We start from the raw sequence: 8349 nt of genomic DNA on the forward strand, positions 1-8349 counted from the left end.
ACCTCGATTCCCTGATTCGTTCACGCGGAAGACGATCCTCCCCTTTGATCCACAGGTCCGGCCCCAGGCCTGTGGATAACGTGCCGGCGAAGAGTTCCCCACAGGAGTTATCCACAGGCCGGGCGGAGTTATCCCCAGGGAAAAAGCCGTACCGGCGGAGGAACGGTCGCCCGGTACGCTTGGCCCTGTGATTGACCTTCGCCTGCTCCGTGAGGACCCTGACCGAGTGCGCGCCTCGCAGCGCGTCCGTGGCGAGGACGTCGACCTGGTCGACGCCCTCCTCTCCGCCGACGAGCGGCGCCGGTCCTCGGGCAGCCGCTTCGACGAACTGCGCAACGAGCAGCGGGTGCTCGGCAAGCAGGTCGCCCAGGCCAAGGGCGAGGAGAAGGCCGCCCTGCTCCAGCGCACCAAGGACCTGGCCGCCGAGGTCAAGGCCGCCGACGCCGAACAGGGCGCCGCCAAGGAGGAGGCCGACCGCCTGCTCCGCTCGCTGGCGAACCTCATCGACCCGGCCGCCCCGATCGGCGGCGAGGAGGACTTCGTCACCCTGGAGGAGATCGGCACCCCGCGCGACTTCTCCGCCGAGGGCTTCGAGCCGCGCGACCACGTCGAGCTCGGCCAGATCCTGGGCGCCATCGACACCGAGCGCGGCGCCAAGGTCGCCGGGGCCCGCTCGTACTACCTGACCGGCGTCGGCGCGCTGCTGGAGCTCGCCCTGGTCAACATGGCGATCGCCCAGGCCACCGCGGCCGGCTTCATCCCGATGATCACCCCGACCCTGGTCCGCCCGGCCGCCATGGACGGCACCGGCTTCCTCGGTCAGGCGGCCGAGAACGTGTACCACCTCGCCGAGGACGACCGGTACCTGGTCGGCACCAGCGAGGTGCCGCTCGCGGCGTACCACATGGACGAGATCATCGAGGCCGACAAGCTGCCGCTGCGCTACGCCGGGTACTCCTCCTGCTTCCGCCGCGAGGCCGGCACCTACGGCAAGGACACCCGCGGCATCATCCGCGTCCACCAGTTCGAGAAGGTGGAGATGTTCGTCTACACCACTCCCGAGGACGCGGAGAACGAGCACCGCCGGCTGCTCCAGTGGGAGAAGGACTTCCTCAACGCCCTGGAACTGCCCTACCGGGTGATCGACGTCGCCTCCGGCGACCTCGGCGCCTCGGCCGCGCGCAAGTTCGACATCGAGGCGTGGATCCCCACCCAGGGCAAGTACCGCGAGGTCACCTCGACCTCCAACACCACCGAGTACCAGGCCCGCCGGCTGTCGATCCGGATGCGCGAGGAGGGCAAGACCCGCCCGCTGGCCACCCTGAACGGCACCCTGGTCGCCATCCCGCGCACCATCGTGGCGATCCTGGAGAACCACCAGCAGGCCGACGGCTCGGTCGTCGTGCCCGAGGCGCTGCGGCCGTACCTCGGCGGGCGGACGGTCCTCGAACCGGTCAAGTAAGCGGTCGTCGCCGGTCGCCGCCGGCCGTCACCGGTCGCGCGACCGGCCGCACCCCCAGCACCACCCGCGACTCCCGGGAGACGTACGGCCCATGAGCACCACCAGCCCCAGCCCCGCCTCCCCGGGCGCACCCGACGGTGGCGACCTGCCCTACCGGCTGGTCGCCACCGACCTCGACGGCACCCTCCTCACCAGCGAGGAGACCGTCTCCGAGCGCACCCGCGCCGCCCTGGCCGCGGCCACCGGCGCGGGCGCGCTGCACATCATCGTCACCGGGCGCTCGGCGGTCTGGGCCCGCCCGGTCTTCGACGAGATCGGCTACACCGGGATAGCCGTCTGCGGCCAGGGCGCCCAGGTGTACGACGCCGGCGCGCACAAGCTGCTCACCTCGCTCACCCTGGACCGGCGGCTGGCCGCGCTCGCGATCGAGAAGATCGAGGCCGAGACCGGCCCGCTGGCCATCGCCGCCAACCAGGACGGCCTCGACGGCCAGGTGCTGGCCGGCCCCGGGTACGAGCTGCTGATCGGCTCCGACCTGCCGGTCGTCCGGGTCGAGCGCGACGGGCTGCTCGGCGCCCCGCTCAGCAAGCTCTACATCCAGCACCACGCCCTCACCGACGACGCCCTCGCCGAGGCCGCCCGGCGCGCCGCCGGCGACCTGGTCGGCGTGGTGATGGCCGGCGCCGGCGTGGTCGAGCTGCTCCCGCTCGGGCTCTCCAAGGCCACCGGCCTGGCCGTCGCCGCCCGCCGCCTGGGCGTGCGCGCCGCCGACACCATCGCCTTCGGCGACATGCCCAACGACGTCCCGATGTTCGGCTGGGCCGCCCGCGGCGTCGCCATGGCCAACGCCCACGAGGAGCTCCTCGCCGTGGCCGACGCCGTCACCGCCGGCAACGACGAGGACGGCGTCGCCCTGGTCCTGGAGCGGCTCTACCCGGCGCGCTGAGCCGGGGGCCGCTCACCCGTACCAGTAGTTGCGCGGGCCGACGGCGTCGAGCGCGGCGTTGGTCGCCGCATCGGTCCACGGTGTGAAGCTGTCGTCCTCGCCCAGGTTGATGTAGATGGCCTGGGCGTGGAGCAGGTACCGGTGGTAGACGGACTTCCGGCCGCTCTGGGTGGCCCGGGTGACATCGGTGTTCTGGGCGCACAGCTCGGAGCCGGGCCCGCTGTTCGGGCACCAGAAGTCCCATTCGGAGACGGTCGCCTGGGCGAGGGTGTCGCGGACCGACTGGGCGGCCCGGGCATCCGTCATCGGTTTGACCAGGACGATCACCATGATCTTGTTCATGCGGTCCCGGTAGGTCCCGACGACCTGCTGGTCGCAGCCCCCGTTGCTCACCGCGGTCCGGACGTTCTTGCTCGCGCCCGGCGGCGCGCAACTGTGGGTCCCCCCGCTGGCCCGTTCGTAGCGCACCTGCTTCTCGTCGGTGAACGCCTCGGGGAGCATCGCGGCGGGGGTCAGCGGGGTGCGGTCGGTCGTCGCGTCGTCGAGCGTCGCCGGGTCGAAGCGCGGGGTGTAGGGGGGCGTGTACGGGGGCGCGGGCGTGTGGCTGGGCGCGGGGGTGTAGGTCGGGGTGTAGGCGGGCGCGGGCGTGTACGGGTCCGAGGCCGAGGAGCCGGACTTGTTGTGGGCCACTCCCAGCACCACCGCGAGGACGACGGCCGCGACGACCGCGGCGATGCCGATGCCGGCCGCGAACGGCGTCCTGGTCGGCGGCGTCCCGGTCGGCGGCGCCGTGGCCGTCGTCGCCGGGGCCGTCGGTGTCGACCCGCCCGCACCCGCCGCCGGGGCCCGCGCCGAACGGACCGGCGCGGGCGGCACCGGTGCGGCCGGGGCGGACGGGCGGGCCGCCGCCGGGGCGGTGGAGGCGGTGGCCGCGGCAGCCGTGAGGTGCTCCGCCCAGAGCTCCGGGGCGGGCCGGAGCGACGGGTCCGGGTCGAGTCCGGCGCGGGCCAGTTCGCCGAGGGCCGGGCTGAGCGCGGCCAGCGCCGCCGGGTCGGTGGTGTTCTGGTCCCGCGCGAAGAGCCGTACGGCCAGCAGCGCGAGCTTGTGGGCGTCGCCCGCCGCCGTCCCGCGTTCCTCGCCGTGCGGCAGCTGCCAGTCCGGGGTCTCGACCTGCGGCAGGACGGTGGCGCCGCGCAGCCGCACCGCGTCGCAGTCGATGAGGAAGCAGCCGGCCCTGCCGCCGTCGGTGGCGAAGAGCAGGTTCTTCGGGGACAGGTCGCCCACCGCGATGCCGAGGCGGTGCAGCCGGGACAGCGTGGTGGCGAGGTCGGCGAGCAGGACGAGGCGGTCGCGGTCGCTGACGGTGAGGCCGACCCGGGCCACGTAGTCGTCGTCGTTGAGCAGGAACTCCAGGGTGGCCAGCCGCCGGGTGGTCGCCGCGCCGCCGCCGAGGGAGCGCAGTTCGAAGTGGAAGCGCTCGGGGGCGGCCCGCATCAGGAAGCCGCAGACGCGGCCCCGCCGGTGCACCAGGGCGGTGGGCCAGGCGGCCCGCTCGCAGAGCCGGCGGGCCTCGGCGCCGTCGAGTTCGGCGAGCAGCGCCACCAGGGCGGCCAGTGCGCCGGTGTCGAGTCCGGGGAGGATCTCCGGGCGGTACTCCTTGTAGACGAGGGCCGGGCCGTCGACCCCGCCCACCACCTCGTGGACGGTGCCCTGGCCGCCCTGCCCGAGGCGGCGGCCCAGGACCAGGTCGTCGTGGTCGACGGTGGGCGCGGCGCGGTCGTCCGTCATCGCGGCTCCTGTGCGGGGCGCGGCCAGACGACCAGGAGGGTGCGGTCGTCGTCGAAGGTCTCGCGGGAGAAGTCGAGCAGGTGGGCGAGCCGGAGCGGGGTGGGCGGCTCGGCGAGGGCGCCGGCGAACAGCTCGCCGACCTGGCCGTCACCGTCACCGAGCGGGTCGCCGAAGCCGTCGGTGCCGATCAGCAGGGCGAGCCCCGGGGCGAGCCGGACAGCGGTGCGCTCGATCGGGTCGGGCACGGCGGGCAGTGGGGTCACCTCGGTGCCGATCAGCGGGGTGTCGCCGGCGGACTTCGGGCCGAAGAGCGGGTGGTAGCGCCCGTGGGGGAGGTCGAGCACCCAGGCCCCGGAGTCCCCGATCCGGCAGAGCTCGACGACGGGACCGGCCGGCTCGGGGCGGACCACCCCGGTGACCAGGGTGGTCGCGTACAGCCGGGAGACCTCGGCCGGGTCCGGCTCCTGGCCACCCAGCCGCCAGCGGGCGACCTGCCGCAGCCGTCGGGCCGCGTGCCGGGCGATGTCCGGGAAGTCCACCGGTCCCGGGCCCGGGCTCGCGGAGAGCAGGTGGAGCGTGTGCGCGAGGGCGGCCCGGCAGGCCTCGATGGCGCCGAGTTCGGCGCTGGTCGCGGCCGAGACCCCGTCCGCGACGGCGAAGGCGACCGCGCCGGTGGGCTGGTGCAGGGCGACGCGCGCGGCGTCCTGGCGCGGGCGGCCGTAGTAGCGGTGCTCGGCCCCGCGGACGGAGGCGAAGCGCACCGTCAGCGCGTCGGTGGACCAGCCGTCGCACTCGGTGTCGGGGAAGTCGTAGGCGGGCTGGCGCGGCGGCCTCGGTTCGAACTCGATCCCGGGCGTGCCCACGGTGATCCGCTGCCAGGGCAGGGCGGCGGCCGGTCCGGGGCTCCGCTCCGGACCGGCACCGTGCCGCGTCACTGCCCGACCTCGTCGATGGCGAGGACGAACTGGTCGGGCCGGTTGACCACCAGGTGGGGGTTGGCGGAGCCCAGGGCGTGGCCGGAGGCGACCAGGCTGGTGGTGAGCGCGTGGAAGAACTCGCCGATGGCCCGGCCCAGGTCGATGCCGGACCGGGCCACGAAGGCGAACTCCGGGCGGGTCGCCACCGCGAGCATCGTCCGGGGCTCGGCGTCGCCGATGCCGCAGGCGATGATGTTGGGGGCGGTCGGGGTCCGCCGGCGGTCGGTGAGGAGGGCGTGCGCGTCCCGCCAGTCGTCGCCGTCGGTCGGCTGGCCGTCGCTGAGCAGGAACACCACCGGGCGGTGCACCTTGTACCCCTGGCCGCGCAGCCACTGGACGTCGGTGGGGATGCGGTCCAGCAGGTCCTCGAAGACCGCCTGGTAGTTGGTCAGCGAGCGGATGACGACCTGGGGCAGCCTGGTCTCGGTGCGCATGTCGGTCACCGCGAGGCGGATCCGGACGTCGTCGGAGAAGCCGAGCACGGCGAGCCGCAGTTTGGCGGCGATCATCGGCTCGGCCCGCAGCCCCTCGCACAACGAGACCAGCCCGTTGGAGAGTTCGGCCAGGTACGGTTCCATCGAGGCCGATTCGTCGGCCAGTACGTAGGCGGGCAGCAGGACGCCCTTGGTCTCGGCCACCGCACTCCCCCTTCTTGTCGTGTGGATTCCCCGGTGCCGACCGGCGGTTGCGCCGGTCGGCGCCTACGGGAGCATCGAGCGGACCGCCTCGTCCAGGTTCTGGATCTCGGCCGCGACCGCGGTGGTGGCGACGACGCCGTCCCGGGCCCGGCTGAGGAAGCGCAGCACCTGGTCCCAGCGCCGGGCCGGGGAGGCGACCTCGGCCTGAAGGTCCTCGGCGGCCTGCGCCTGGCGGCTGTCCGGCTCGCTCTCCCCGCGCAGTTGCTCGGCGAGCGCCAGCACCCGCCGGGCGAGCGCTTCCTCGTCCACCTCCGCCGCAGCGGAGTTGACCGTGACCGAGGAGTTCCGGCCCGCGGCCACGGGCGAGTTGGTGAAGTTGACGCTGCCGCTGCCGCTGATGTGGAACCCGCCGGAGGTGTTCTGTTCCTCGCTCATGACCTGGCCTTTCCCCCCTCCGGGCCGCGGGAGGAGAGCATGCTCCGCACCCGGCTGCCCGCCCCGGCGGCGACCGGGGAGTTGACGAAGCTGATCCTGGCGTTGCCGGAGGTGAAGATGCCCCCGTTGTAGATGACGTTCCGGCGTTCCTGGAGCTCGGAGACGTCGACCTGGTGGTCCTGGAGGAAGTCGATCAGGGTGTCCAGGGTCCGCCGCTCGACGACCTTGGTGTACATCTGGTGGTCGATCTGCTGGTAGTAGCGGTGGAACTTCGAGTCGGCCGCCAGCTGCCGGATGCTCGTCAGGGCGCCGTAGTTGAAGACGCTGAACCGGATCTGGCGCAGCTGGTCGCCGCTCGTGAGCCAGGCGACGAGGGGCGCGAAGGGCAGGGCCAGCGCGAAAGCGGTGCCGCGCAGCAGCCGCCCGGGCGTGCTCTTGAGGGCCCCCCAGGCCAGGGTGACGAGTTGGCGCCAGGTCGGCCGGTCGAGCAGGTGGTCGACCAGGTGGTAGACCGACTTGACCGGGGGGAGCAACGAGGAGGCGCCCTCGACGAAGAGCAGGTCCTTGGCGGGGCTGAGGCCGAACCGGACGGTGCTGGTGGTCACCACCTCGCTGCCCCAGCCCGACACCGTCGTCACCAGGTAGGGCCGGGCCCGGGCGGTGCCGTCCTCGCGCAGCCGGTCGACGATGTCGGCGGGCAGCTCGCGGGCCGGCCGGTCGGTCGGCCGGGGCAGCAGGACGGCCCGGACGGCCGGATCGACGCCCAGCGACAGGTCCGCGCCGCTGACGAAGATCCGCTCGCAGACGCTCACCTCGGGCAGCCCGAGCGACTCCACCGCCCTGGTGATCTCGGCGGTCAGCTCGGCGATGGAGAACGGCAGGACCCGGTCGAAGTGCTCGCCGGGGCGGTCCACCGGGATGGTGAAGTTCCAGGTGCTGAGCAGCCGCCCGTACCCGAGGAAGGGCTCGAAGCCGGAGAAGACCGTGACGTTGCCCGTGTGATCCAGCCCGGCCAGCTCCCGCAGCCGCCCCTCCTCCTCGGGCCGGGCGGCGGCCGGCGCCTGGGCGGGGTCGAACGCGCCCCGGCTCAGCCGGGGCTTGATCACGCCGAAGTAGGCGGTGAGCTGCTCGATGAGGACGACGGCCCAGGCCACCACCAGCAGCGGGAGCACGACGATCGGCAGGTCGAAGGGGAGCGGCGAGGTGTCCGGCACGGGGACGGCGTATTCGCCGGGGTAGCCGTAGGCCGGGGCGGGCGCTTGCGTCCGCTCGAAGGGGTGGAGGAAGAAGGAGGCGACGATGCAGGCCGCGATCAGCGCGAGCAGCACCTTGGCGGTGGTGTGCCGGGTGCGGGCGAAGACGGCGTAGCGCAGCACGCAGGCCAGGTCGACGTCGGGTGAGGAGGAGACGGCCCGGCGCGGCTCGCCGAGGACGGAGTCGATCGCGCGCTGGGCGAGGGTGGCGTCCATCTGCACGGCCGCGCACAGGTAGCGGGTGGCGTCGGTGGCGCGCGGCGCCTTCGTGGTCCGGGGCGCCCGGCTGTCGGGGGCCGGGGCGGGGCTGGGGGCGGCGTAGCTCGGGACGGCGTGGCTCGGGGCGGGATGGCTCGGGGCGGGATGGCTCGGGGCGGGATGGCTCGGGGCGGGATGGCTCGGGGCGGCGGGGCTCGGGGCGGGGCTGGTCCTGGTGGCGACGGGGGCCCCGCAGCCGGAGCAGGGCACGCCCGGGGGGTTCACCAGGCCGCAGTTCGGGCAGTTCCAGGCGTCGAAGGTGCTCATGGTCGACCACCCCTCGTGAATCTTCGTGTGACGTAATTACCCACTCCGGGACGAAATCTGACCCGTCATCAGCTAGCGGATTCTCCGGACTTGCGGAATCCGGGGGTCCGTCGCCCGCCGGCGGGCGCCCCGGGCCGGTTGTAGGGAGGCAGCGGACATGAGACTTGACAATGCTGCTGATCAGGTAGCTATCATCCCGAGCTTCACAGGAAGGCGCGATGGCGGGCCAAGCTAGTGTCCTGCGCCAGGAATTCGTTCAAGATATGAGGCGAGTCGTTCGAGGATCTCGTCGGCGGTCTTGGTCCAGGTGAACGGGCGGGGGTTC

At 73.4% G+C, this 8349-nt stretch carries 7 protein-coding genes; 2 read left to right on the forward strand and 5 right to left on the reverse strand.

The window, feature by feature from the left end; genetic code table 11:
* Positions 1-187: 187 nt before the first annotated feature.
* Both serS and ACZ55U_RS19790 read left to right on the forward strand, forming a co-directional pair.
* On the forward strand, positions 188-1462 hold the full coding sequence (gene serS, locus ACZ55U_RS19785; protein ID WP_465527427.1) for a serine--tRNA ligase: 1275 nt from the start codon (positions 188-190) through the stop codon (positions 1460-1462).
* 91 nt (positions 1463-1553) lie between these two features.
* Positions 1554-2408, forward strand: coding sequence for an HAD family hydrolase (locus ACZ55U_RS19790; protein ID WP_465527428.1), 855 nt, complete (start codon positions 1554-1556; stop codon positions 2406-2408).
* A gap of 12 nt (positions 2409-2420) precedes the next feature.
* Here the strand turns inward: ACZ55U_RS19790 and ACZ55U_RS19795 are convergent, their stop codons facing one another.
* The 5 genes from ACZ55U_RS19795 to ACZ55U_RS19815 all read right to left on the reverse strand — a co-directional run bounded on the left by ACZ55U_RS19795 (position 2421) and on the right by ACZ55U_RS19815 (position 8024).
* A complete protein-coding gene (locus ACZ55U_RS19795) occupies positions 2421-4196 on the reverse strand; it encodes a hypothetical protein (protein ID WP_465527429.1) in 1776 nt (591 codons plus the stop codon).
* The gene (locus ACZ55U_RS19800; protein WP_465527430.1) at positions 4193-5131 is read right to left on the reverse strand and encodes a protein phosphatase 2C domain-containing protein; all 939 of its coding nucleotides are present in this window, start codon (positions 5129-5131) and stop codon (positions 4193-4195) included. Before ACZ55U_RS19800 ends, ACZ55U_RS19795 begins: the two co-directional genes overlap by 4 nt.
* On the reverse strand, positions 5128-5811 hold the full coding sequence (locus tag ACZ55U_RS19805) for a vWA domain-containing protein (protein ID WP_465527431.1): 684 nt from the start codon (positions 5809-5811) through the stop codon (positions 5128-5130). The genes ACZ55U_RS19800 and ACZ55U_RS19805 overlap by 4 nt, the downstream gene beginning before the upstream one ends.
* 63 nt (positions 5812-5874) lie before the next feature.
* A complete protein-coding gene (locus tag ACZ55U_RS19810; protein WP_465527432.1) occupies positions 5875-6246 on the reverse strand; it encodes a hypothetical protein in 372 nt (123 codons plus the stop codon).
* Positions 6243-8024, reverse strand: coding sequence for a hypothetical protein (locus ACZ55U_RS19815; protein ID WP_465527433.1), 1782 nt, complete (start codon positions 8022-8024; stop codon positions 6243-6245). Before ACZ55U_RS19815 ends, ACZ55U_RS19810 begins: the two co-directional genes overlap by 4 nt.
* Between the last annotated feature and the right edge of the window lie 325 nt (positions 8025-8349).

Source organism: Kitasatospora sp. NPDC034533 (assembly GCF_055575155.1).

Coding starts and splice junctions, on each gene's coding strand:
- ACZ55U_RS19790 (WP_465527428.1), top strand. CDS start 1,554: ATGAGCACCACCAGCCCCAGCCCCGCCTCCCCGGGCGCACCCGACGGT.
- ACZ55U_RS19795 (WP_465527429.1), bottom strand. CDS start 4,196: ATGACGGACGACCGCGCCGCGCCCACCGTCGACCACGACGACCTGGTC.
- ACZ55U_RS19810 (WP_465527432.1), bottom strand. CDS start 6,246: ATGAGCGAGGAACAGAACACCTCCGGCGGGTTCCACATCAGCGGCAGC.
- ACZ55U_RS19815 (WP_465527433.1), bottom strand. CDS start 8,024: ATGAGCACCTTCGACGCCTGGAACTGCCCGAACTGCGGCCTGGTGAAC.